Genomic DNA, 26173 nt, shown 5'->3' on the forward strand with positions numbered 1-26173 from the left:
CAACAGCTAATTTTTTGATTAAACATTGTTAATTGTTTATGATATGAAATACAGAACAAATAACATGATTATACTCTAAAATGCATCAGATATAAATGAACTATAATTTATATTATGTAAAATAGAAAAAGTTAAGGTGTTAGATCATAATGAACCACAATACTAAATTTTAGTTATCTAAGGCTCCTCTACAATCGAAACAAGTATAAAAAATTAACTAATTGCGAGCTAACCTTACTATATTGACAAAAGTAGTACCAAAGGTTCGCTATAATTATTAAAAACATGTAAATTTTACTATTTTTACATTCTAAAGACGCACCAACATTATGAATACTATCGCTACTCAAATTGCTGATTTTTTAAAAGAATTCACACCTTTTGACCACCTAAATTTCGAAGAATTAGGTGCCATTGCTAGCAACATACGTGTTCTGAATTTGGAGAAAAACAAAACGTTATTCCAAATAAACGATAGTTTACATGATTGTTTTTACGTTGTTGCCTCTGGTGTGATTCATTTATCAGTTATTGTTGACGCAGAAGAAACTATTATAAATAAATGTCATGAAGGCGCGATATTTGGTTTAAGAGCTTTTTTCGCAAAAAACAATTACCAAATGACCGCTAAGGCACGCGAAGAAAGCATTGTTTATGCTATTCCTATCGATGTGTTTAAATCGTTTGTGAACAACAATGCTGCCGTAATGAATTATTTGTTAGAAAGTTTTGCGGCTAATAACCCTGCCACTAGCACCACTAATAATAACGGTCATTTAAGTACTGATTCTATTCGCTACACTGATCAACAGTCTGAAATTCAGTTTTTTCAATCCTTATCGTATAATACGGCTCCTCTAAAAATTACTGCTACTAATTCTGTTAAGGAAGTCGCTCAATTAATGTCGGAAACTCGCATCAATAGTGCAATTATTTGTGATCAAAATTTACCGATTGGTATTGTGACTGACACTGATATGCGCTCTAAAATTGCAACGGGACGTTTTGTAATTACCGATTCAATTTCAAAAATAATGTCGAAGCCAGTGGTTTGTGTTATTGAAAATGTTTCTTTAGCCGAAGCACAATTGGTCATGTTGAAAAACAATGTTAGTCATTTGTGTGTTACTGAAGATGGTACGGACACAACGATGGTCAAAGGAGTTGTTGCGGAGCAAAATTTAATTGCTGCTCAAGCAAGTAATCCTGGAGTACTGATTAAAGAAATAAAAAAGTCACATGCGTCAAAAGATTTGAAACAAATTCGCATTCGATTGACCAATTTAATTCAATCTTCGATTCAAAAAAATATACCCTTACCGCATATCAATAATATTGCAAGCGAAATTAATTTTGCTATTCTAAAAAGGGCGGTAGAATTGGCTATTTTAGACTTAGGCTCCCCTCCTGCTCGATTTGCTTGGTTAAGCATTGGTAGTCAAGGTCGTAAAGAGCAGTTGTTATTGACCGATCAGGACAGTATTTTGATCTTTGAGGATGTGGCTCCAGATAAATATCGGGAGGTTAAAGATTACTTTCTACGATTAGGTAAAAAGACTAGTGCTACACTTGAAAAAGTAGGATATGAATTGTGCCCGAATGGTCATATGGGAAGCACTATTTCTTGGTGTAAATCATTGACTGATTGGATAAAGCAATACAACAACTGGATGAATACTCCAGGTGAAAATAGTAATGATATTAGTAGTATATTCTTTGAATATGAACTTGTTTTTGGAGAACAAAAAATAGAAGACGCACTTACTGATGTGATCTATAAAAACGCAAAGAATAACACGCTATTTTATGATTTTTTAGGAAACGATGCGTTGAGAAAAAATTCTCCTTTGAGCTTTTTCAAAAAGTTTATCGTTGAAGAAGATGGTCCCAATGAAGACAAATTCGACATTAAAACTAGAGCCATTATGCCTTTGGTAGATGGTGCACGATTGTTTGTATTGAGTGATGGAATACGCGGTATCAACAATACGTATGTTCGTTTTAAACAATTGGCAATTAATGACCCTAAACATGCTGAAATCTTTTTAGATTGCGCTGAGGCTTTTTTAACTTTATCTAAATTCAGAACTCTTGAAGGATTGAAAAATGAAAACTCGGGCCAATACATCAACTTAGAGGAACTTTCCAAATTGGATAAAGAGAAATTGAAAAATGCTTTAGCGCCAATGAGGGAATTAGAAGAACTGATTAAAAGTAAATTTCAACTAACTCAATTTTCGTAGATATGTTAGACTGGTTAAAACAGATAAATAAAGAATCACCTGATTTTTGGAAAGAATACTTGGCTAAATTTGGAAAGAAATCCAATCGTTACGTGGTGCTTTCTACTGAAACTTCAGGAATGAATCTCAGCAAAGATGTGATCTTATCTATTGGCGCCTTTGCGATCATTGACGATGCTATTTATCTAAAGGATAGCTTTGAAGCAGTACTATTGCAATATAAATTTCTACATGACAATCATTTGTCTAATGAATTTATTATCGAAAGTACATTACCCAAATTTGGAGAGGTTGATGCTATTAAGTCTTTTATTGATTATATAGGAAATGCAACATTAGTAGGTCATCATATTGATTTTGATGTAGATATGATCAATGCTACCTTAGAAAGATTAGATTGTGGACGTTTGAAAAATGAAGCTCTAGATATCGATATCATGCACCGAAAATTAAATGATATTACGGATAAGCAATTTACCTTAGATGAATTAGGTGAAACCTACAAGGTTGCAAAAAGTGAAAGAAACACCTCTTCCGAAGCTGCCTATACCATAGCGTTGCTTTTTTTGAAATTAAAATCTAGATTAGGATTAAAATAGATTTTTTTAAATCCTAATTTATTGGATTGTAATAGCCTTATAATACCGACCGTGATGTGACACAGAAGCCACATGAAGCTGTGTAGCATCCGGATTGGAGACAAATGGAACGCCATCTAATTTTATAATCAAATCTTTATTTAGTATAGGCATAATAGTTTCAAATTGTGAAAGCTTAGTTACTGCAATGGTATATAATAAGTCATCTTCGATACTCGTTTTGGTAAAAAAGCAATTGCCTCGACACATTACTAGTCCTTCATTTTTATTGGTATAAGCGCATTCCAACTCTCTAGGAATAAAGGCTCTTGTTCCTGTTAAACGATTAAAAATTTTATAAGCCGCTTCTTTTCTGCTCCATAAATTCCAAACTACTAATTCAGGATTAGCGCTAGACTTTATTAAAAGCTGCTCACTATCCGTGAAAATTTTTTCAAGAAAACCCGATCTTTGCCAGTTACTTTGATTTCTAGCTAAAGCCAAATCAATCACGTCATTGCCAATCATTTCTCCGCTAATTTGGTTTCGATGATTAGTAAAGTCGATTTTACATCTAACATTTTTTCCATGGATACATTGTCGATATGTATTTGAAATGCATCCTCTACATCTAAAATAATGTCTACTAAATTTGCTGAGTTGATATTCAAATCAGTTATAAAGTCAGTGTCTTCCGTAAAGTTTTCATAAGCTTCTTGATTGCTTACATACGGCTTAACAATACTTTTTAATTTTTCAATTATTGCTTCTTTATTCATTTTTATATTTTTTACTCTTTATATTTTTTAAAAATAACACATCCATTAACATCTCCAAAACCAAAACTAGCTTTAGCAATGACATTCAAATTCATTTCAATCAGTTCTTTCGGAATTCTTGATGCATCAATAACAGTAGTGATTTCAGGGTGTAGATCCTCGCAATTGCTATTGGGAAAGATAAAACCATGATGCAATTGTAAAACTGTAGCCACACTCTCAACGCTACCAGCTCCTGATAAGCAATGTCCAACCATTGATTTTAAAGAATTAATATAAGGAAAATCGGTACCGCTGCGTCCTAATGCTTTGGACCAATTTGTAATTTCTAGGCTATCCTTGGACGTTGCAGTTAGATGACCGTTGATAGCATCGATGGATTCAGCGATTATACCAGCATTTTCAATTGCTTTTTTAATACATTGAATAACAGCTTCGGGGTTGGGCGCAGTCATTGTTCCTAGTCCTCTCTGACCACCTGAATTGATATTTCCACCCAGTATTTCTCCGTAAATTTTTGCTCCTCTTGCCAATGCTGTTTCCAAGTCCTCAAGAACCATTGCTCCAGCACCGCTACCAGGAACAAATCCAGATGCCGTGGCACTCATTGGCCTTGAGCCAGTTTCAGGGGTAGCATTGTGCTTGAACGTACATACGCGCATAGCGTCAAAACCACCCCAAATATAAGGTCCACTATCGCTCGTACTGCCTGCAAGCATTCTTTTGGCTTGACCAGAAACGATTCGGTCATAGGCCATCATGATACTCTCGACTCCTGTTGTACAGGCAGAGGAATTGGTTGATACTTGATTTCCTAGTCCTAGTTTCCCACCCAAATAAGCACTTATACCGCTGTTCATGGTCTGCGCTACCGCTGTGCTTCCTAGCCTACGCGTTTGAAAATCATCAATTTTATAAATACTTTCTCTAAATTTATCAATTCCGGATGTTCCAGTCCCAAAAATAGCTCCGCTATCCCAATCAGGTTCTTCATTGTGATGGATTGGTAGATTAGCATCTTTCCAAGCATCCAGACCAGCTATCAAACCATATAAAATTCCTGATGAATTAAAATTTCTCAGTTCTAATTCGGTCAAATAATTCAAAGCCATTTCTGTTGTTACTTCAGGTGTTCCTGAAATTTGACACGAAAATTGCAATCGCTCTAATTCGGCATTATGCTTTATGCCTGATTCCCCTTTTTTTATGGCTGCTGTAAACGCATCTAGCCCTACTCCATTTGGAGCAACAATACCTAAGCCCGTTATAACAACTCGCTTTTTCATTTTTTATAAAATAATATTATGCTTTATATTTTTATTTTGACACCAACATACCTGCAATTTCTCCCTTACACACCACATTTCCTGCTTCATTTTTCATTTCTACTTTACATTTCAATTTATTGAATCTAAAGTAAATTTTTTCGGAGGTAACTATAACTTTTTCAGCAGGGAATACTGGTTTTAAAAAATCAATACTATTTGATGTTAAAGCAATTGCAACCTTTTTATTAATTGTATTATTTAGCAGATAAATCCCCAGACTTACGACTCCAATTTGCGCCATAACTTCGGTTAGAATCACTCCGGGAGTTACCGGATTATCTTTGAAATGGCCTTGGTAAAAGTCAAGATTCGGATCAAAAACATAAGAACCTTTTACACCCTCCTCGCTGATTTCTAAAATTTCATCAACAAAGAGAAACGGCTTAGAATACGGTAACTTTGAAAGAATTTGTTCGCTAGTCATAAAACTTATTTTCTACTATTACTTATTCATTTCGTTTAAAACTGTAGTAAAACCCTTTGAGCAGAGAAACCAGGTCCAAAACTAAGCATCAATCCTTTAGACCCTTTTAAATCGCTCTTGTCCATAAACCGCTCTAAGACATATAAAACGGTAGCACTAGACATATTTCCGTATAATCGAAGCACTTCTTTCGTATCGTCAATATTTTTGCCTAAATCGGCAAATAAATCTTCCACCGTCTGTACGATTTTTTTTCCGCCAGGATGAAAAATCAAATGATCAATATCAGTAATTTTCAAGTTACTTTTTTCTAAAAAAGGATGAATGATCATCGGAAAATGAGAAGCAATAGTGTCTGGAACTTCGATATCTAAAACCATTTGCAAGCCAGAATTAGTGAGTTTAAAACCCATCATGTGCTCGTTGTCATAAAAATGATACATCTCTTCGGCAAGAATTTCAGGTCCGTTATCATCCGGATGAGACGACAACAACGCACAAGCTGCACCATCACCAAAAATCGCAGCGCTTACAATATTTGACATCGAATAATCATTTAGCTGAAATGTGGCTGTAGGACTTTCAACTGCAATAACGGCGGCACGTTTACCCGGATTTGCTTTTAGAAAATTCTTAGCATAGATGATTCCGGAAATTCCTGCGGCACAGCCCATCTCCGTTACAGGTAATCGTACGATGTCTTGACGAAGTTGTAATTTATTAATAAGATATGCATCTAAAGATGGTATCATTATTCCAGTGCAACTCACGGTAATGATATAATCCAAACTTTTAGGATCCCAACCTGATTTATCCAAGGCTTTTTGCAATACTTTTTCGCCTAAATCAATTACTTCTCTAGTGTAAATATCATTGCGTTCTTCAAAAGAGGTATTCGTGAATACTTCAAGTGGATCCATTATTGAATACCGTTTATCTACTGCCGCGCCTTCAAATATTTTTTTTACTTTCCGAATAAACCGTTCGTCTTGACCTGAAAGCCAAGCATCAAGAAAAGGAATGATTTCAGCAGTTGTCCTAGAATATATTGGTAATTGTTTCGTAACTGTATTTATTTTTACGCTCATATTTTTGATATTATCCATTGGTATCGAAAAGCCCATTTCCAATGAATGGTATAGTTTTTAAATAGTAATTGTTTCGAAAAAGCGCTTAATTCCTCTTTTTTAAAACCTCTTAAAATGGAAATTAGTCCATCTTCTCTCGACATGTCATTTAATTTGAAAACGAAGCATAATCCTTGAAATAAGCGGTAAGCCAGTGCACTTCGAACCAAATCATTAATTATGATGCCGTGTTTTGCATTTTTATAAAAAATACTCATGATTGAAAGAATCTCGGCATCTTTAAAATGATGTAAGGTTAATGTGCATAATACAATGTCATATTTCAAATCATCAAAAGCTTGCTCAAAAATATCCTCGCAGCGGTAACTTATATTTTTATAAGCTACTGATAAAGTAGTAGCATGCTTAATAGTGAAATTATTTGCATCGATTCCAATTAAATTAAACTTTCGGTTGTGCTTCAAGCCATAATCAGCTAATGCTCGCAACATATCTCCGTTGCCGCAACCAATATCAACAATCGTTATTTCAGTGGCCTCTGGAATTTTTCTAATTAGTTTTTTAACTCCATGTAAAGTTAACTTGTTTCCACCCAGCAGTTGGTTAATTTTTGCTATTTTATCTAAAGCGTCACGCAAGACTTCGCCCTCTAAAGCAAAATCATCCATGATCTCGGGTTCCTCTGTCCTGTATTTTGTATTTATAAACATAAATTAGGGCTATAAAATTGCTTTACCATGCGTTTTTTTTATAATTAATGGAAGGAGGAATGGGAATACAATCAATATACGCAATACCATTGATGCCAGTTTTTCTCTCTCTAATAATCGAGACAAGAATCGGCCTGTTTCAAGTCGTTTCTTAAAATTATACTTCCATTGTTGTTCGTATTTAGTTTCGAGTACTTCCCTTGTTTTAATTTGGCCAGATTTAAAAGCTATGACTAAGTCTGAAGCAATTTTAGCACTGTGAATCGCCATGGCCATTCCGTTGCCACATAAAGGATGAATTAAACCAGCAGTGTCTCCAATCATTAAAATATGATCCTCTACACAGTTTTTTTCTTCAAATGATATTTGACTTATGGTTAAAGGTTTTTCAAATTGAAGGATAGCATGTTTAAAAATAGCATTTAAGTTTGGATTCTGACCGAGTACGTTATTTTGATATTCTGAAGTAGATTTGTATTTTTTAAAAGTTTCATAATTAGCAAGATAGCAAATATTTACTTGGTTGTTTTCTATTTTAGAAATACCACAATATCCACCTTTAAAGTGATGCAAGCCTACTAAATCATCTGGAAAGTCCAACTGATAATGTGCTTTAACTCCCAACCAATTGGATTGGTGCTGCATAAAACTTCGCTTTAGTTGCACATCAAGATTTGATCTTTTGCCAAAGGCGCCTAAAACAATGGAAGCGGAATATGAATTTAAATTAGTACTTACCGTGAAAGAATCATTTATAAAATTGACCTGTTCTACAGTCTCTTGCACGACAATACAACCTCTTTTACTGGCTTGATCGAATAAGTATTTATCTAACTCATACCTACTAATACCAAAACCGCCTAAAGGAAGGGGAATATTAATCGCTTTTCCAGAAACTAATGAAAAAGATAGTTTGTCGATCTGTTTGGGATTTAAAGAGGGAATATCTAAACCAAGAAGGCTCAAATAAGGTAAGACTTCATTACTAATGTATTCACCACAAACCTTATGCTTTGGGAATTCATTTTTTTCGATAACGACAACATCATAATTGTGATTTTTTAAGTGTATAGCAGCAATAAGTCCTGCTAAACCACCACCAATTATAACTATTGCATCGTTTGTCATATCTCGTAAATTTACTGATTTAGTTCAATAAATTGCTTTAAAACGAAATATATTTTAGCTTGTTTTCTAGTGATAATGATGGACTGCAAGCTTAAAAACTAACACCATTTGAAACGGATCGCTTCAGGCTTGAGATAACAAAAAAAGGTTGGCATCTTAGAAACAGATAACCAACCTTTAAAATAGTATTTGTAGAGTATTAGACTCTACTATTTTTTATTTCCTCCACTATTTCTGGATTCAACAATGTAGTGATGTCACCAAAATTTGAAAAATCACCTTCGGCTATTTTTCTTAGAATTCTTCTCATAATTTTGCCTGATCTTGTTTTGGGTAAACCAGATACAAACTGAATTTTATCTAGTTTGGCAATTGGACCAACATGATCTGAGATTTGTTGGTTAATTTCTTTAAACAGGTTTTCTTTATTTCTGATTTCGCCTGTTTCTTTCAGAATTACAAAACCGTACAATGCATTTCCTTTCACATCATGAGGAAAGCCTACAATAGCACTTTCGGCCACTGCTGGATGTTCATTTATTGAGTCTTCGATAGGCGCTGTTCCAAGATTGTGACCTGAAACAATAACTACGTCATCTACTCGACCTGTAATTCTATAATAACCTACTTCATCTCTTAAAGCGCCATCTCCCGTAAAGAATTTACCTGGAAACTGTGAAAAATAAGTGTCTTTATAGCGTTGATGATCTCCCCAAATAGTACGAGCTATTCCAGGCCACGGAAATTTGATGCACAAGCTTCCAACTACTTGATTACCCTCAATTTCATTTCGTTTTTCGTCCATTAAAACCGCTTGAATACCAGGTAAAGGCAATGTAGCATATGTTGGTTTCGTAGGAGTAACAAATGCGATTGGAGAAATCATGATTCCGCCTGTTTCTGTTTGCCACCACGTATCCACAACCGGGCAACGCTTAGCGCCTACATGATCATTGAACCAATGCCAAGCCTCTTCGTTAATGGGCTCACCAACGGATCCAATTACTTTAAGCGATTCTAATTTGTACTTTTGAACATATTCTATACTTTCTTTGGCTAACGAACGAATAGCAGTTGGGGCCGTATAAAACTGACTCACTTTATGCTTTTCAATAATTTGCCAAAAACGGCTAAAATCAGGATATGACGGCACTCCTTCAAAGATTACTGTTGTAGCACCATTTAAAAGTGGACCGTATAGAATATAAGAATGTCCGGTGATCCAACCAATATCGGCGGTGCACCAAAAAACATCAGTTTCTTCGTAATTGAAAACATTTTTAAATGTGTATGCCGTTTGCACCATGTAACCTGCAGTGGTATGAACCATTCCTTTTGGTTTACCGGTCGAACCCGAAGTATATAAAATAAATAAAGGGTCTTCTGAATCCATTATTTCAGCAATACTATTGTCTGAAGCCTCATCCAATAAAGGTTGTAACCAAAGATCTCTACCTTCCTTCATAGTTACACTAGTATTGGTTCTTTTCACAACCAATACTGAACCTACCGAAGGACATTTCTCTAAAGCTTCATCAATAATTTCTTTTAGTTCTATGGTTTTGTTTCCGCGGTAGCCTCCATCAGAGGTTATTACCATTTTACAATCGCTATCATTTATTCTCGTTGCTACTGCTGTAGCTGAAAATCCTGCAAATACCACTGAATGAATTGCTCCTATCCTAGCACAAGCTAAGGTTGCAACTGCAAGTTCCGGAATCATGGGTAAATAAATACAAACACGATCCCCCTTGGAAATTCCTTGTTCTTTTAAAACGTTAGCCATTTTGCAAACGCGTTGGTGCAAATCAGTATAAGTGATATGCAACGCCTCCTCATTAGGATTGTTAGGTTCGAAAATAATTGCTGTTTTATCTCCTCTTTTATTTAGATGTCTGTCAATACAGTTTTTTGTAATGTTAAGTTTAGCCTCAGTAAACCATTGGATGTCACCTTCGGCCATGTTGAATTCAACAACTTTGTCCCATTGTTGGTACCAAGTAAAATTTTCTTCAGCAATTTTTCCCCAAAATTTTCTTGGTTCACGAACTGATTTATTATAGTGTTTAAAGTATTGTTCTAAATTTTCGATTTTATAATAACTCATGCTTATTTATTTTTTTATAAATGTATTAAATAAGGCTTGAAAGTAAAAACAATTAAAATCATTAATTTGAACAAAAAAATACATTTTATCAAAAGTAAGGTCTGTATTTTTTAGAATACTACAATTTACAACCGTTTTAGGACAAACAGATTGAAATTTGGCGTACAAAGAGGTTTCAATAAATAACAGCGCTATTTAAAAAAGATAGGACTGCAATTTTGAGTACAATAAAAGGGATTATTCTTGTGATTGTTTAAAATAGAAATAGTACTAAAAATAAGGAATTACCTCACTTAACCGAATCGCTTTAAGCCAGTTACGTGATAGTAAAACGCATCATAATTATCATTTTAAAGTCTTTTATTGAAACTAATTCAAAAACAACAAGCAACTTTTGATAGTATTATAAACCTTTAAAACGCGCTCCCTTATGGTAATTCCTATCTAATTTATTTTTTAAACTATTTTTTTCATTGCGGTCATAGATTCTCTTAGCCATGCTCCTACTTCTTCAACCGGATGATTTCTGATGATGCTATTAACCTCAATTAATACTTTATTATCTACACCGTTTTCTCCGTTATTAAATGGACGACCTATTAAATTGCTTGGCGCGTTTTTAACATAATCAGCTATCAACGGTTTACAAGCATGATCAAATAAATAACAGCCATATTCAGCAGTATCAGAGATAACACGGTTCATTTCGAACAATTTTTTTCTAGCGATGGTATTTGCAATAAGTGGCGTTTCGTGTAGCGACTCGTAATAAGCTGACTCCTCAATAATACCGGATTGCGTCATGGCTTCAAAAGCCAATTCTACTCCCGCTTTTACCATAGCAACCATTAAAACACCATTGTCATAATATTCTTGCTCTGTAATTTCGAAATCTCCTGCAGCTGTTTTTTCAAAGTTTGTATCTCCAGTCGCTGATCTCCAGGTTAATAGATTTTTGTCATCATTGTTCCAGTCCTCCATCATTGTTTTTGAAAAGTGACCCGAAATGATGTCATCCATGTGTTTTTGAAATAAAGGACGCATGATATCTTTTAATTCATCTGCAACTTTAAAGGCTGCAATTTTAGCTGGGTTGGATAAACGGTCCATCATATTGGTAATTCCACCGTATTTTAATCCTTCGGTAATGGTTTCCCAACCGTATTGAATCAACTTAGAAGCATAACCCGCATCAATACCTTCTGCTACCATTTTATCAAAGCAAAGAATTGATCCTGTTTGTAATAATCCGCATAGTATGGTTTGTTCCCCCATCAAATCCGACTTCACTTCCGCAACAAACGAAGATCTTAATACACCTGCTTTATGTCCTCCTGTTGCAACCGCATACGCTTTTGCCTGAGCTAAACCAATGCCATTAGGATCATTTTCAGGATGAACGGCAATAAGCGTAGGTACGCCAAAACCTCTTTTGTATTCCTCACGAACTTCTGAACCTGGACATTTTGGAGCACACATAATGACTGTGATATCCTTGCGAATTTGCATACCTTCTTCCACAATATTAAAACCATGTGAGTACGACAAAGTAGCACCTTTTTTCATTAGTGGCATGATAGCAGTTACTACTGCGGTGTGCTGCTTATCGGGAGTTAGATTACAAACTAAGTCGGCCGTAGGAATCAACTCTTCATACGTTCCTACTTTAAAACCATTATCTGCGGCATTCATAAAAGACGCTCTTTTTTGGTCTATTGCCTCTTGCCTTAAGGTATAAGAGATGTCTAAACCAGAATCTCTCATGTTTAATCCTTGGTTTAACCCTTGCGCCCCACAACCTACAATCACTACTTTTTTTCCTTTTAAAGCGGCGATGCCATCTGCAAATTCAGATTGGTCCATGAATTCGCAAACGCCTAATTGTTCTAGTTGTAATCGTAGTGGTAATGTATTGAAATAATTTGCCATTGCTTTTTTTATTTTTGTTTTAGTTCTTCTAATAATGTTGAAATTTCCATTTTTTCTTTTGAAACTGATATTCTTCCTGATCGTACAAATTGCATAATTCCAAAAGGCTTCAATTTATCATACAGTTCCGATATCTCTGATCGTCGGCCTGATTTAGAAATCACGAAAAAATCTCGTGCCACGGTAACTATTTCCGAATTACTTTCTTTGATGATATTTTGAATTTGTTTTTCATCAAATAAAAGACTTGATTCAATTTTAAATAAAGCATTTTCTAAAAATATAGTCTCATCATCTACATGATAAAAGGCTTTTATTACTTCAACTTGCTTTTCTATTTGACCAACGATATTTTGCACCCATTTTTCAGTTGTATTGACTACAATAATAAATCGGGAAACGTTTTCAATCTCTGATTCAGAAACATTTAAGCTTAGTATGTTAATGTGACGCTTCAAGAATATTCCTGAAATCCTATTTAGTAATCCCACGTTGTTTTCTGAATAAACAGAAATGGTGAATGTTTGATTTTCCATTTTATTTTTTAGGTTTAAAGTCTTATGTTTAAAATTTAAAGTGTAGTATCTTTCATCAATTGGTACTAACTTTAAACCCTAAACTTTAAACTATTTTATGACAAACGAATGTCTGAAACTGAGGCTCCCGTAGGTATCATAGGGAATACATTATTCTCTTTTTCTACCATTACCTCCAAAAAGTACGACTCTTTTGAAGCTAACATTTCGGCTACTACTCCATCTAAATCCTCTCGTTTGGTTACTTTTTTGGCTTTGATATAATACCCTTCTGCAATTGCAACAAAATTGGGATTAATCATTTCTGTTGAAGCGTATCTATGGTCAAAAAATAATTCTTGCCATTGTCTTACCATACCTAAGAATTCATTGTTAAGAACTACAATTTTTACGGGTACTTTTGTTTGAAAAATGGTTCCTAATTCTTGAATGGTCATTTGGAAACCTCCATCACCAATAATGGCTACCACTTCGCGATCTGGTCTTCCCATTTTAGCACCTATTGCTGCGGGAAGCGCAAATCCCATGGTACCCAGACCTCCTGAAGTTACATTACTTTTGGTTGTATTGAATTTAGCGTATCTACACGTAAACATTTGGTGTTGGCCAACGTCTGAAACTAAAATAGCATCCCCTTTTGAATGTTTATTTATCATTTCAATAGTTTCTCCCATTGAAATTCCTTTGTTATTAGTCGGTTTTAATTCTTCATTAATAACAGTTTCTAGTTCGATTTTGTATTTTTCTTTAAATTCATTGTGCCATTCGACATGCGATTTTTTCTCAATTAATGGTAACAGCGCGGAAAGTGCTTCTTTAACATCTCCAATTACAGCTACGTCAGTTTTAACATTTTTGTCCACTTCGGCTGGATCAATCTCAAAATGAATCACTTTGGCTTGTTTAGCGTAAGTTGCTAAATTTCCAGTAACGCGGTCATCAAAACGCATTCCTAGTGCAATTAAAACATCACATTCGTTTGTTAAAACATTTGGCCCATAGTTTCCATGCATGCCCAACATTCCTACATTTAAATCGTGATTCGTTGGTAAAGCGGAAAGACCTAAAATGGTCCATGCTGCTGGTATACCTGACTTTTCTACAAATTCTTTGAATAATGCCTCAGCTTGTCCAAGTATAATTCCTTGTCCAAAAACAATTAAAGGCTTTTTAGCTTGGTTAATTAAAGCTGCGGCTGCTGCAACTTTATCTAATTTTAATTTTGGAACGGCTACATAACTTCTTATTCCCGTGCATTTTTCATAACTGAAGTCAAATTCATCAAATTGAGCATTTTTAGTAATATCAATCAAAACAGGGCCTGGCCTACCACTTTTAGCAATGTAGAAAGCTTTTGCCATAATTTCAGGAATTTCAGAGGCTTCCGTAATTTGGTAATTCCACTTTGTCACAGGGGTCGAAATTCCGATGATATCGGTTTCTTGAAAGGCATCTGATCCAAGTAAATGTTTCCCTACTTGTCCTGTTATGCACACCATAGGCGTCGAGTCTATTTGTGCATCAGCGATTCCGGTTACAAGATTAGTTGCTCCAGGACCTGAAGTAGCGATGGCTACACCTACTTTTCCGGTTGCTCTGGCGTATCCTTGCGCGGCATGTGTTGCTCCTTGCTCATGACGAACAAGCACATGATGCAATTGTTCTTTAAATTTGTATAATTCATCATAAACTGGCATAATGGCTCCACCAGGATAACCGTATACCAAGTCTACTCCTTCTGCTAAAAGGCATCTAATAACGGCTTCTGCACCTGATATTTTGTTTGTTCCCATGGGTTATAATTTAATAGCAACAAGCTTGTGGCTCATTGATTTATTTGTCAGTTACACAACCTGTTGATGCGCTTGAAACTGATCTAATGTATTTTAGTAAAACTCCTTTTTTGATACTCGATTCGGGTTGAACCCATTTTGCTTTTCTTGCTGCAAACTCTTCGTCAGAAATTTTTAAATTGATGGTGTTTTTCACGGCATCAATAGTAATAATATCACCATTTTCAACCAGTGCAATTCCACCTCCATCAAAAGCTTCGGGCGTTACGTGTCCTACAACAAAACCATGTGAACCACCAGAGAATCTACCATCAGTAATCAAAGCGACACTTTTTCCTAAACCGGCACCCATAATTGCGGATGTTGGTTTTAGCATTTCAGGCATTCCTGGCCCACCTTTAGGTCCACAGTACCTGATGACGACTACATTTCCGGGTTTAACCTCTCCCGCTCGAACTCCTTTTATTACATCATGTTCATTCTCATAAACAATAGCATCACCTTCAAAATATTCTCCTTCGTTACCACTAATTTTAGCAACACATCCCTCTTCGGCTAGATTACCATATAGAATTTGAATATTTCCTGTTGCTTTTAAAGCTTTTTGTATTTCGTGAATTACTTCTTGTCCGTCATTTAAATCGGGAACAGCTGCTAAGTTTTCAGCTAGCGTTTTTCCGGTAACTGTCAAGCAATTTCCGTGTAGCAATCCTTCTTTTAATAAATATTTCATTACCGCTGGAACACCACCTACTTCGTGTAAGTCTTCCATCAGGTATTTCCCGCTTGGTTTTAAATCAGCCAGCAAAGGAGTTTTATCACTAATGTCTTGGAAATCTTTTAGTGTGATTTCGATATCAACAGAATGTGCCATTGCAATTAAGTGCATCACCGCATTTGTTGAACCACCTAGAACTGCCACCATCGTGATCGCATTTTCAAATGCTTCACGTGTCATGATGTCTCTAGGTTTAATGTCTTTTTCTAATAATATTCGGATGGCTTTACCAGCGTCAATACATTCTTGTTTTTTTTCTTGGCTTAAAGCCGGATTAGAAGAGCTGTAAGGCAAACTCATTCCCAAGGCTTCAATTGCTGATGACATGGTGTTCGCCGTGTACATTCCGCCACAAGCTCCAGCACCAGGACAAGCATTTTTTATTACTCCTTTAAAATCTTCTGATTCGATAGTATTGCTGAATTTTTTTCCTAATGCTTCAAAAGCAGAGACAATATTTAGTGATTCACCTTTCCATTTTCCAGAGTGAATGGTACCACCATAAACCATAATCGATGGACGATTAACTCTACCCATTGCAATAACAGATCCTGGCATATTTTTATCGCAACCTGGAACAGCAATTAATGCATCATACCATTGTGCTCCCATTACTGTCTCGATAGAATCTGCGATTACGTCTCTAGAAACTAGTGAAAAACGCATTCCGTCAGTACCGTTTGAGATTCCATCACTCACTCCTACTGTGTTAAAAATTAGACCTACAAGATCTTCCTTCCACACACCCTTCTTAATATCTTTAGCAAGGTCGTTCAAGTGCATGTTACACGTATTTCCTTCGTAACCCATACTTACGATTCCAACTTGCGCCTTGTTTAGATCTTCTTCGGTTAATCCTATTCCGTACAACATGGCTTGCGCAGCGGGTTGGGTTTCGTCTTGGGTGATGGTTTTACTGTATTTATTTAATTCCATTATATGTAATTCTAGCTGATTTTTTAATTATGTTTTTCTATTTTAAACAATTGTAGACTGACCAATATGGACGTTGTCATTATTGAAGTATAGTAAATCATCTTTGTTCAAAATAAAATTGGAAACGAATTCTCCAACCTCATTAGTTCCAAAGCTTGTTCCGGGATTTAGATCGATCGTAACAACATTGTATTCTATCGATTTCAAAACTGCTTCGTGTACTTTTTGCGCTTCTTCGTATAGTCCAAAATGCTCTAAAAGCATAGCAGCTGAAACGATTGAAGCGATTGGATTAGCAATGTTTTTACCTTTAGCCAATGGATGCGAACCGTGTACAGGCTCAAATAAAGCATTAGAAGTTCCGTAGGATGCTGATGCCAATAATCCGATAGAACCGGTTATAGCACTCGCTTCATCGGATAAAATATCTCCAAATAAATTTTCAGTAAGAATAACGTCAAATTGTTTAGGGTTTAAAATGACTTGCATGGCTGCCGTATCAGCATATAAAAAATTCAAAGTTACGTCCGGATAGGTTTCGGCTACGTTTGAAACGACTTTTCTCCATAAGCGGGACGTTTCTAAAACATTGGCTTTATCAACCAAGGTTACTTTTTGTTTTCTTTTTTCTGCGGATTGAAAAGCCAAATGTGCAATTCTAGTAATTTCTTCTTCTGAATATTCTAGTAAATCAGAGGCAATAGTACCCTCTGGATTTATTTTTTTCTCACTGAAATAAGCGCCACCTGTCAATTCTCTGAAAACAACAAAATCGATACCATCGATTATTTCCTGTTTCAAAGGAGAGGAGTTTAATAAAGTGGGATAGGTTTTAATAGGACGAACATTTGTAAATAGACCTAATTCTTTTCTTAATTTTAAAACACCATGAGCTGGTCGCATTACTGTGTCAGGATTTATATCATGCACAGGATCTCCAACCGCACCAAATAAAACAGCATCGGTATTTAGGCACAGATTTAATGTTTGTTGTGGTAAGGACGTCCCTGTTTTATCTATTGCCGTTGCCCCTACTAGCGCATCTTCAAAAATAAATTCGTGATGGTAAATTACACCAATGGCGTACAACGCTTTTTTGGCTTGTAAAATAACTTCTGGACCAATTCCGTCACCTGCTAATACTGCTATTTTTAGATTCATACGATTTATGACTATAATGTTGTGTTGCTTTCTAACGTTCTTTTTAACTACTAATTTCTGATCAATTCTTCTTGCAATTTACTGACTTCAATAATTTGATGAATGTCTGCATCTACGACTTCTTTCTTAATATCTGCAAATTTCAAAAACTCGGTGTAAACGATATCTAATTGTACTTTGGTTAGTTCGTATCCTACTTTTTTAGCTCGATACGCCAGTGCAGCTCTTCCGCTTCTCGCTGTTAAGACTATTGAGGATTCATTTACACCAACTTCTAAAGGATCCATTATTTCGTAAGTTGCTCTGTTTTTTATTACACCATCTTGATGAATTCCTGAACTGTGAGCAAAGGCATTGGCACCTACGATTGCTTTATTGGGTTGAACAATCATTCCCATACTTTCAGAAACTAATCTGCTCATTTCATTCAATTGCTTTGTATCAATATCGGTGTATAGATTCAAATAAGGATGTTGTTTGAATATCATTACTACTTCCTCGAGTGCAGTATTTCCCGCTCTTTCTCCTATTCCATTTATTGTACATTCTATTTGTCTAGCTCCATTGATGGCACCCGAAATTGAATTTGCTGTAGCCATTCCAAGATCATTGTGACAATGGCAAGACAAAACCACGTTTTCAATACCTTTTACATTCTCTATCAGGTATTTAATTTTTGCTCCATATTCTTCTGGCAAGCAATATCCTGTAGTATCAGGAATATTTAATACTGTAGCACCTGCTTTTATAACTTCTTCACAGACTCGTGCTAAAAATTCATTATCCGTGCGTCCTGCATCTTCAGCATAAAACTCTACATCTTCGACGTATGATTTGGCTAGTTTTACGGCAGCTTTAGCACGCTCAATAATATCTTCTTTGGTTGTATTTAATTTGTGTATGATATGAGAATCAGAAGTTCCTATACCAGTATGAATACGCGGAAACTTTGCGTTTTTAAGCGCTGCGGCTGCCACATCGATATCATTTTTTACCGCTCTCGTTAATCCGCAAACCGTAGCGTTTTTAACTACTTTACTAATTTCTGAAACAGATAAAAAATCTCCTGGACTTGAAACAGGGAATCCAGCTTCAATGATATCAACACCCATCTCATCCAATCGTTTTGCAATGACTAACTTTTGAGCCGTGTCTAATTTACATCCCGGGACTTGTTCTCCATCTCTCAAAGTGGTATCAAAAATTTGAACTTTCTCTCTATTCATTTTCATTTATTTAATGTAATTTCACATCTTCATAGCAAAAGTAGATTTCCATATAGTGAATATAAAACGAATTTATACTAAATATACTGCTTATAAGCTAATTTTTAATTAGCTAAACACTTAATAATCAATAAAATAAACCACTTTATTTTACAATGGCTAACCATCAAAAAGATTTCTTATTTGTCTTAATAAAATCACTGTCCAAATCGGAAAAAAGACAGTTTAAAATTTTTGCGAGTCGGTTAGAGACCAGTTCAAATACTAAATTCATTGAGTTGTTTAATACTTTAGACAAGTCAGATACCTATGACGAAAAACTGATTTTAAAAAGCGGTGTAATTAAAAAAGTACAGCTATCTAACTTAAAATCATATCTATACAAGCAAATACTGGTTAGTATTAGACTTAATATTCCAAGTCAAAATGTGCGTTATCAACTGCGAGAGCAAATCGATTTTGCTACCATTTTATACAATAAAGGACTCTATAAGCAAAGCTTAAAACTCTTGGATAAAACCAAAATCACCGCTTTAGAAAACGATGAAAAATTGATGGCATACGAAATAGTAGAGTTCGAAAAATTGATAGAATCGCAGTATATCACTCGAAGTATCCAAGGTCGTGCCGATGAATTGGTAATTCAAGCCAAGGAGCTTAATTATAGAAACACAATATCGAGTAAACTCTCCAACCTTTCTTTGCAGCTTTATGGTATCATGCTTAAAACTGGATACGTAAAAACAGATGAGGAGTATAAATATATTGATGATTATTTTAACAAACACATCGCTAAATTTGATGAAACTAAATTTGGTTTTAGAGAAAAATACTGGTTTTATAATGCCAATCTGTGGCGCAGTTTCCTTGTGCAAGATTTTTTATCTAGTTATAAATATGCCTATAAATGGGTGACTTTGTTTTATGACAATGAGCACATGATTTTCCTAAATCCGGTTTTCTTTCTAAAAGGAAACCATTATTTATTGGAGTCGTTGTATATGCTAAAATACATGTCGAAGTTTAAAGAAAACCTAAGTCGATTAGAAGAAACGATTGCTGATCCTCGATTTCCTGTAAACGACAATATTGCTTCATTATCCTTTCTATACGTTTATAACAACAAGCTGAATTTTCATATTCTAGAAGGCACTTTTGCGGAAGCAGAATACTTAATTCCTGAAATTTTACATAAACTTAAAATCCATAATGATCATCTAGATGAACATCACGAAATGATGTTTTTTTACAAAATTGCGAGCATTTATTTTGGCAATGAAAAGTATGCGGATTGTATTTTATATCTTGAAAAAATAATCAACAACAAAAATCTAAGCATGCGCGAAGATTTAATGTGCTTTGCTCGTCTACTGTGTTTAATTGCTCATTATGAACTCGGTAAAGATTATTATTTAGAAAACCAATTAAAGAATACCTATAAGTTTTTACTTAAAATGAACGACTTACATGAGGTTCAAAAGGAGATTATTAAGTTTTTGAAAAACCTAAATTCAATTTATCCGAGCGATATTAAGAAGGAATTCATTAAAATGCGCCTTCGTTTTATAGAACTCGATAAGAATACCTATGAAAAAAGAGCCTTTTTATATCTTGATATTATTTCTTGGCTCGAAAGCAAAATCGAAAATCGAAAAATCAGTGACATCAGAAAAGAGAAAGCAAAATTAACCAATCGATAGTTGAACCAAAAGAGGAGCTTACATCAAGCTCCTCTTTTATTTTCTATAAATTCTTTTCGGCCTCGGATAATGTCTTCAAAAGAACTGCATTTCACATATTCCTCCTCGCCATCGATTATCATTGGGAGATAGATAAACTCGACTTCGGATAAATCCTCTTTTAAATAAAAAGCCATTTCATCCAAATTAAAAAACCACTCAGTATCAAATTGAACTTTATGCAAGGTGGCGTCTTTTATCAGCAGATTTTCTTTTAAAGGCTTCATTTAATTGATCAAATTATTTTTGTCAAATTTACGATATACAATTTAATTACTAAAAAATTTCAGGTAGCAAAATTTGGTTTTGAACTAATAAAGGAAAGTTTTAAAACTTAGACTTTCTCTTGCAGTTGTAGTAAACGAGCACATTCTTTTAATATTAATAGATTATATATCAACATTATAATGTAACTAAAGGTTGTAGCTTTTTTTTATTTATTTTTAACAATAAATCAATTAATAAACTAATACTTTACATCATGAACGGATTCTTTAAAACAATACTCGCAGGCTGGGGAGCCAAAAAATTAGGTGGTGGTTGCTTTGGAACTATTATACTTTTTATTATTCTTTATTGGCTTCTAGGACAATTTTAGACTAAAAAAAACCAATTAAATTTTTAATTGGTTTTTTCTTTTAGGACTTTTTATTCTTGCTTTCCTTTACCATTAATTCTTTAATGTATTTCACAGGAGCACTACCGTAACTCAAGAACTTTTCATGGAACTGTTTCAAGTTAAAATCAGCTCCTTTTTCTTTTTTAAGTAATTCCCTAAAGTCATAAATTTCTGTATAGCCTGCAAAATAAGAACATAGCTGTACTTGCGATACACTAACACGAGTCCATTTGCCTTCGGCTTCAGCCTGTTGTTGAAACGCTTCATTGATTAGTAAAGACATCGCTTCCTCTTTGCTCATGTTTTTGCTGTGAACACTATAATCTAAAATCGTGTTACAAGTCGTTCTTAGGTTCCATTTATAATACATCAACCACATTTCAGGTGAATTTTTATAACCACTTTCCAGCATCATTCTTTCGGCATAAACAGCCCAACCTTCGATCATAGCGCCGTTTCCAAATAGTGCTTTTATAATACTAGGCGCTTGGTTGCTGTACACTAATTGGGTGTAATGACCCGGAATTGCTTCGTGAATATTTAAAATTCGTAGGACATAATCATTATATTCTCTCAAATAACTTTCTGCCTTTTCTGCTGACCAACCGTTTAAACTACCAACATTGTAATAAGTATTTGCATTTTTATCGTAAGGACCAGGAGCGGATATCGAAGCTCCCGCAACACCTGCCATGTAAGCTGGTTCCTTGCGAACAACTAGTGGTTTAGATGGATCGATATACAACAAATCTTTTTCTTTAACATAGGCAGCAAGTTCAGGAATTTGCTTTTCGATTTCAGATTGAAATTTAGCAGGAGTGGTATGCTGAAGCGAAATTTTGTCAATAACCTTTTTAATCAATTGCAATTTATCCGTTGGTTTCGGCTCCTTTTTTAGGTACTTGGTCCATAGAGTATCTGCAAGGCGAAACATTTTTTCGTGCAAATCTGCTTTATGTGCTACTGCTTTTGCGAAAACAGAATCAGCACTATAGCTCGATTGAATTTCTAGATCAAATTTTGTATCGTACAACTCCTTACCTAATCTAAAGGAACGTGGAGTCTTGTTATCTAGCTCTTTTAACCAATTAGCATAGTCTTTAATCGCTGCTACGGCAATTTTTGCCTTAGCACTCATTTCTTTTTTCTCAGCTACACTTAATTTACTTTTGCTTAAAGCCGCATTCAAATCCTGCTCAAAAATACCAATACCTCCTAAATTTTGGGCAATAGCCAATGCCGTATGTTCTAAAGTAGGATTTTTTAAGTTCTGCTTTGCAGCTGTATAATAAGCGGGAATATTGGTCATTTTTACATTGAAACTGTGCAAGCGTGCGTCCAACGAATCGTACTTTCCGTTTAAAATTTCAGCAAATGCGCCACCTACATTGTATTCTGCAGGATTCCATTCATTTGATTTTAACTTATCGATAGAAAAAATTACTGTTTTTAATTGATTTTGAATAATGTAGAAATCAATTATATTGTTGTCCGAAAGACTTTTAATAGGATAGTGCTCCAAAGAATCAAGTTGTGCATGTGCAAAATCAAGTTGTTTCTTTTTAAAAACCGAGTCAGAAATCACCAAAATGCTATCTCCTTTGTGAAAACCTTGATATGCGGCCCAATCTGGATATACGTCCCAAAGTGAACTGACAAATCCTTCCTTATAATTTTCGAAAGCTAAATTAATGTCTTTTGGAACTACAGTTTCTGCTTTCTTATTGCAAGAAATTAAGAAAGTGAGAAGTACGGCCGATACTATTATTTTTTTCATAAATGCTTTTTTCAGAATTTAAAGGTAAAAAATCTGTTGGAATAATTAAGAATGAGTTTAGCATATAAACGTAAAAAAGCCGTAATGATGAATTACGGCTTAAATGTGTTGTTTTAAAGTACGATTTTTAGTATGCTAATAGTTCTAATAATGTTTTTTCAAATCGGCCTTTCGGCAAATATTGATCTTCTAGCGCTTTTGTAAACGGAATTGGCGAATCTAAGCTCGCTACCCTTTGCACCGGCGCGTCCAAGTATTTAAAGCATTCCTCCATGATTAAAGCGGAAATATCACTTGCTATTCCTCCAAATAATGAATCCTCTTGATAGATAATCGCTCTACCCGTCTTTTTAACTGATTTAAAAATTGCTTCGGTATCTAGCGGTTGTAACGTTCTTAAATCTAAAACATCTGCTGAAACAGTTGGATTTTTCTCTAAAGTATCCAAAGCCCAATGCACTGCAGCGCCAAAAGCAATAATAGTTACATCGGTTCCTTCTTTAATTAAAGCAGCTTTCCCCAATGGTAATGTATAATAATCTATAGGTACTTCTTGGTAAACAGAGCGATACAACTGTTTGTGCTCAAAAAATAATACTGGATTTGGATCGTTAATGGATGCGTTGAGCAATCCTTTAGCATCGTACGGAAAAGCGGGATAAACCACCTTTAAACCAGGAGTTTTTGTAAACCAAGCTTCATTTGTTTGGGAATGAAAAGGCCCAGCTTGGGTTCCACCACCGCAAGGCATGCGCACCACTACATCGGCTTTTTCTAACCAGCGGTAATGCGATTTGGCTAATAAATTCACAATTGGATTAAAACCAGTGGACACAAAATCAGCAAACTGCATTTCGACAATCGCTTTGTAACCGTTTATTGATAATCCCATTCCTGTCGAAACCACTGCACTTTCACAAATAGGTGTATTGATCACGCGTTCTTTACCAAATTGTGCTACAAAACCGTCAGTGATTTTAAATGCACCACCATATTCAGCAATATCTTGACCCATGATAACCAAGTTACTGTGGCGTTCCATTGACTGCCTTAAACTACTTGAAATAGCATCAATTAAACGAATTTTTTCTTTAGCATCTGATGGTTTAATTTCCTCATAAATAAATGGTTTGTATACATCATTTAATTCTTCACTTAAAGAAGATTCTATTTCAGGTTCTGCATTGGCTAAAGCCAAACTTTCATCGATTTCAGCTTTTATTTCAGCTCGCAGACTTTCGTCAAACTCCTCTGTTAAGATTTTATTTTCTATTAAGAAATTCCTATAATTTTCAACGGGATCTTTAACGGCCCACTGCTCCATTAACTCTTGCGGAACATATTTAGTACCACTCGCCTCTTCATGACCACGCATTCTAAACGTTTTGAATTCCAGTAAAATAGGTCGCGGATTGACTTTCATTGAAGCTTTTAAATCAGATAGTAAATTATATACTTCCAAAATATTATTTCCGTCTACGATATGACTTTCCATTCCATAACCTTTGCCTTTATCGGCCAAGTTTTCGCATCGGTATTGCTCGTTGGTAGGAGTTGAAAGTCCGTAACCATTATTTTCTATGACGAACATAACGGGTAACTCCCAAACCGAAGCAATATTTAACGCTTCATGAAAATCCCCTTCGGATGTAGCGCCTTCACCCGTAAAAACGGCGGTTATTTTTCCGTTTCTCTTTAATTTATTTGCCAAAGCGATTCCGTCTGCCACACCTAACTGTGGTCCTAGATGCGAAATCATCCCAATTATTTTGTATTCTTGTGTTCCAAAGTGAAAACTTCGATCTCGACCTTTAGTGAAACCATTAGCTTTTCCTTGCCATTGCGAGAATAAGCGGTATAAAGGAATACCCCTACCGGTAAAAACCCCTAAATTACGATGCATCGGTAATATGTATTCATCCTGATCTAAAACAGCGGTAACTCCCACTGAAATAGCTTCTTGACCAATTCCTGAAAACCATTTGGAAACCTTTCCTTGACGGATAAGAATCAACATTTTTTCCTCGATAAGTCTTGGTTTTAGTATTCTTTTATATAAATCCAATAGGATTTCGTTACTGAGATTTTTTCTTTCAAAGTTCATTGGTTTGGCTTTAATTCGCATTTCAAAGATAAAAAAATATAACACTTTTGATTAAAAATGTTATATTATTTTATAGTGTTTATAAGTTTTGAAAAAAATATCTAAAAATAATCAATATCTTTGTATTTGCTGGTTTTTAAAGGTCAGCAAATTATTAAAAAATATTTAAAGTATGCAAAAGATTCCTAGTGTTGACTTGCGTGATTTCCTGTCGGATGACCCGGCACGTAAACAAAAATTTGTAAATGAAATCGGAAGTGCATTTGAAGATATTGGCTTCGTAGCACTAAAAGGTCATTTTTTAGATGATCAATTGGTAGAAGAATTGTATGGTGAAATCAGAAATTTTTTCGCTTTACCCCTAGAAACAAAACGTAGTTATGAGATTCCAGGTATTGGAGGTCAGCGCGGTTATGTTTCATTTGGTACTGAACATGCCAAAGGAAGAAAAGAAGGAGACTTGAAAGAGTTTTGGCATTTCGGTCAGTATGTGAGCGAAGATTCCAAATACGCTTCGGAATATCCTGAAAATGTAACGGTAAATGAATTACCAAAATTCAATGCCGTAGGTAAAGAAGCGTACCAAATGCTAGAAAAAACTGGTGTTTACGTTTTGAGAGCCTTAGCATTGCGTTTAGGTTTAGATGAATTTTACTTTGACAATTATGCCAAAGACGGAAATTCTATTTTAAGACCTATTCACTACCCTCCAATTACATCAGAGCCAGCCAACGCTATTCGTGCAGCTGCTCATGGTGACATCAACTTGATTACCTTATTAATGGGAGCGCAAGGAAAGGGATTACAAGTTCAAAACCACAATGGAGAATGGATTGATGCCATTGCCGAGCCGGACGAATTAGTAATTAACGTGGGAGATATGTTGTCAAGACATACTAACAATAAATTGAAATCAACTATACACCAAGTGGTTAATCCACCAAGGGAATTATGGGGAACTTCAAGATACTCAGTGCCGTTTTTCATGCACCCAGTTAGTGATATGCCATTAAATTGTTTAGAGAACTGTATTGATGCCGAAAATCCGAAGCAATTTGAAGATATTACCGCTGGTGATTACCTATACGAACGATTAGTAGATTTAGGTTTAATCAAAAAATAATTCCTAATTTTACTTCTAGTAATAAAAGACATTGAGTTTACTTGATGTCTTTTTTATTTTTGATTAC

Annotated in this window: 21 protein-coding genes; 4 read left to right on the plus strand and 17 right to left on the minus strand. The window is 35.1% G+C overall.

Annotated features, from left to right (window positions below; genetic code table 11):
* Nucleotides 1–329: 329 nt before the first annotated feature.
* Together ACZ2G0_RS11110 and ACZ2G0_RS11115 are read left to right on the plus strand one after the other, a co-directional pair.
* The gene (locus tag ACZ2G0_RS11110) at nt 330–2243 is read left to right on the plus strand and encodes a DUF294 nucleotidyltransferase-like domain-containing protein (RefSeq protein ID WP_470307707.1); all 1914 of its coding nucleotides are present in this window, start codon (nt 330–332) and stop codon (nt 2241–2243) included.
* Nucleotides 2244–2245: 2 nt separating this feature from the next.
* On the plus strand, nt 2246–2842 hold the full coding sequence (locus ACZ2G0_RS11115; protein ID WP_470307708.1) for a 3'-5' exonuclease: 597 nt from the start codon (nt 2246–2248) through the stop codon (nt 2840–2842).
* A gap of 18 nt (nt 2843–2860) precedes the next feature.
* Here ACZ2G0_RS11115 and ACZ2G0_RS11120 read toward each other — a convergent pair whose 3' ends face one another.
* The 14 genes from ACZ2G0_RS11120 to ACZ2G0_RS11185 form a co-directional block, all read right to left on the minus strand.
* Nucleotides 2861–3349 (minus strand): 4'-phosphopantetheinyl transferase family protein, encoded by a 489-nt coding sequence (locus tag ACZ2G0_RS11120; RefSeq protein ID WP_470307709.1) that lies wholly within the window; start codon nt 3347–3349, stop codon nt 2861–2863.
* Nucleotides 3346–3600 carry an acyl carrier protein gene (locus ACZ2G0_RS11125; protein ID WP_470307710.1) on the minus strand — a complete coding sequence of 85 codons (255 nt, stop codon included), beginning with the start codon at nt 3598–3600 and terminating at the stop codon, nt 3346–3348. Before ACZ2G0_RS11125 ends, ACZ2G0_RS11120 begins: the two co-directional genes overlap by 4 nt.
* Nucleotides 3601–3611: 11 nt before the next feature.
* Nucleotides 3612–4886 carry a beta-ketoacyl-[acyl-carrier-protein] synthase family protein gene (locus ACZ2G0_RS11130; protein WP_470307711.1) on the minus strand — a complete coding sequence of 425 codons (1275 nt, stop codon included), beginning with the start codon at nt 4884–4886 and terminating at the stop codon, nt 3612–3614.
* A 31-nt stretch (nt 4887–4917) separates the two neighbouring features.
* Complete coding sequence (locus ACZ2G0_RS11135) at nt 4918–5352, minus strand: 3-hydroxyacyl-ACP dehydratase FabZ family protein (RefSeq protein ID WP_470307712.1); 435 nt, start codon at nt 5350–5352, stop codon at nt 4918–4920.
* A 35-nt stretch (nt 5353–5387) separates the two neighbouring features.
* Nucleotides 5388–6440 (minus strand): type III polyketide synthase, encoded by a 1053-nt coding sequence (locus ACZ2G0_RS11140; RefSeq protein WP_470307713.1) that lies wholly within the window; start codon nt 6438–6440, stop codon nt 5388–5390.
* Nucleotides 6437–7150, minus strand: a complete 714-nt coding sequence (locus ACZ2G0_RS11145) for a methyltransferase domain-containing protein (protein ID WP_470307714.1) — start codon at nt 7148–7150, stop codon at nt 6437–6439. The genes ACZ2G0_RS11140 and ACZ2G0_RS11145 overlap by 4 nt, the downstream gene beginning before the upstream one ends.
* Before the next feature lie 9 nt (nt 7151–7159).
* Nucleotides 7160–8278, minus strand: a complete 1119-nt coding sequence (locus tag ACZ2G0_RS11150) for an NAD(P)/FAD-dependent oxidoreductase (protein ID WP_470307715.1) — start codon at nt 8276–8278, stop codon at nt 7160–7162.
* A 199-nt stretch (nt 8279–8477) separates the two neighbouring features.
* Nucleotides 8478–10385, minus strand: a complete 1908-nt coding sequence (gene acs / locus ACZ2G0_RS11155) for an acetate--CoA ligase (RefSeq protein WP_470307716.1) — start codon at nt 10383–10385, stop codon at nt 8478–8480.
* A gap of 456 nt (nt 10386–10841) precedes the next feature.
* The gene (gene ilvC, locus ACZ2G0_RS11160) at nt 10842–12314 is read right to left on the minus strand and encodes a ketol-acid reductoisomerase (protein ID WP_470307717.1); all 1473 of its coding nucleotides are present in this window, start codon (nt 12312–12314) and stop codon (nt 10842–10844) included.
* Nucleotides 12315–12322: 8 nt separating this feature from the next.
* Nucleotides 12323–12850 carry an acetolactate synthase small subunit gene (gene ilvN / locus ACZ2G0_RS11165; protein ID WP_300286870.1) on the minus strand — a complete coding sequence of 176 codons (528 nt, stop codon included), beginning with the start codon at nt 12848–12850 and terminating at the stop codon, nt 12323–12325.
* A 95-nt stretch (nt 12851–12945) separates the two neighbouring features.
* Nucleotides 12946–14643 (minus strand): biosynthetic-type acetolactate synthase large subunit, encoded by a 1698-nt coding sequence (gene ilvB / locus ACZ2G0_RS11170; RefSeq protein ID WP_470307718.1) that lies wholly within the window; start codon nt 14641–14643, stop codon nt 12946–12948.
* Between the two features lie 40 nt (nt 14644–14683).
* A complete protein-coding gene (gene ilvD, locus ACZ2G0_RS11175) occupies nt 14684–16357 on the minus strand; it encodes a dihydroxy-acid dehydratase (protein ID WP_470307719.1) in 1674 nt (557 codons plus the stop codon).
* A gap of 42 nt (nt 16358–16399) precedes the next feature.
* Nucleotides 16400–17518 carry a 3-isopropylmalate dehydrogenase gene (leuB, locus tag ACZ2G0_RS11180; RefSeq protein ID WP_470307720.1) on the minus strand — a complete coding sequence of 373 codons (1119 nt, stop codon included), beginning with the start codon at nt 17516–17518 and terminating at the stop codon, nt 16400–16402.
* A gap of 50 nt (nt 17519–17568) precedes the next feature.
* On the minus strand, nt 17569–18744 hold the full coding sequence (locus tag ACZ2G0_RS11185) for a 2-isopropylmalate synthase (RefSeq protein ID WP_470307721.1): 1176 nt from the start codon (nt 18742–18744) through the stop codon (nt 17569–17571).
* Between the two features lie 155 nt (nt 18745–18899).
* Between ACZ2G0_RS11185 and ACZ2G0_RS11190 the strand changes: the two genes are divergently transcribed.
* Nucleotides 18900–20444 carry a hypothetical protein gene (locus ACZ2G0_RS11190; protein WP_470307722.1) on the plus strand — a complete coding sequence of 515 codons (1545 nt, stop codon included), beginning with the start codon at nt 18900–18902 and terminating at the stop codon, nt 20442–20444.
* A 23-nt stretch (nt 20445–20467) separates the two neighbouring features.
* Here the strand turns inward: ACZ2G0_RS11190 and ACZ2G0_RS11195 are convergent, their stop codons facing one another.
* The 3 genes from ACZ2G0_RS11195 to ACZ2G0_RS11205 all read right to left on the minus strand — a co-directional run bounded on the left by ACZ2G0_RS11195 (nt 20468) and on the right by ACZ2G0_RS11205 (nt 24983).
* Nucleotides 20468–20710: a hypothetical protein gene (locus ACZ2G0_RS11195; RefSeq protein WP_300285526.1), complete on the minus strand. Its 243-nt coding sequence runs from the start codon at nt 20708–20710 to the stop codon at nt 20468–20470.
* A gap of 411 nt (nt 20711–21121) precedes the next feature.
* Nucleotides 21122–22879, minus strand: a complete 1758-nt coding sequence (locus tag ACZ2G0_RS11200) for a DUF885 domain-containing protein (protein WP_470307723.1) — start codon at nt 22877–22879, stop codon at nt 21122–21124.
* Nucleotides 22880–23006: 127 nt separating this feature from the next.
* Nucleotides 23007–24983 carry an alpha-ketoacid dehydrogenase subunit alpha/beta gene (locus ACZ2G0_RS11205; RefSeq protein WP_470307724.1) on the minus strand — a complete coding sequence of 659 codons (1977 nt, stop codon included), beginning with the start codon at nt 24981–24983 and terminating at the stop codon, nt 23007–23009.
* Nucleotides 24984–25155: 172 nt separating this feature from the next.
* Between ACZ2G0_RS11205 and ACZ2G0_RS11210 the strand changes: the two genes are divergently transcribed.
* Nucleotides 25156–26106, plus strand: coding sequence for an isopenicillin N synthase family dioxygenase (locus ACZ2G0_RS11210; protein ID WP_470307725.1), 951 nt, complete (start codon nt 25156–25158; stop codon nt 26104–26106).
* The last annotated feature ends 67 nt before the right edge of the window (nt 26107–26173 follow it).

This window comes from Flavobacterium sp. KKT103 (genome assembly GCF_055640565.1).